The organism is Pseudomonas baetica, assembly GCF_019733355.1.
Classification (GTDB): Bacteria; Pseudomonadota; Gammaproteobacteria; order Pseudomonadales; family Pseudomonadaceae; genus Aquipseudomonas; species Aquipseudomonas baetica_A.
The window spans coordinates 1-273 of record NZ_JAIHLQ010000178.1 but is presented as its reverse complement, the minus strand read 5'-3'; the positions used below and the strand labels follow the sequence as shown (position 1 = coordinate 273).

Here is a 273-nt window from a genome sequence, read left to right as displayed (position 1 = left end):
GCGGTGCTCGGCACCAGATTCTCGAAGTTGCCACCGGTCGCTGTGCTGATCGTTGCCTGGACGGTACCGGCATCTTTGTAGACGTCGTCAGCCGGCGCTGGAACAGTCACGGTGCCGGTGGTTTTACCGGCCTCGATGGTGATGACGGCGCCGTTCGACAGAGTCACGGTGACTGGCGAGCCAGCAGCGTTGGTCAGGGTGGCGGTGTAGACGATTGAGCCGCCCTCAGCCACGGTACCGGTCGCTGACAGCGACAGGTTGGTGGTGTCGACG

General features: G+C 63.7%; 1 protein-coding gene. It reads right to left on the bottom strand.

Translation table 11 applies throughout. From position 1 onward, the window contains the following. Window positions 1-273: immunoglobulin-like domain-containing protein (locus K5E40_RS34640; protein WP_221734455.1), on the bottom strand; the 273-nt coding region annotated here is incomplete at both ends.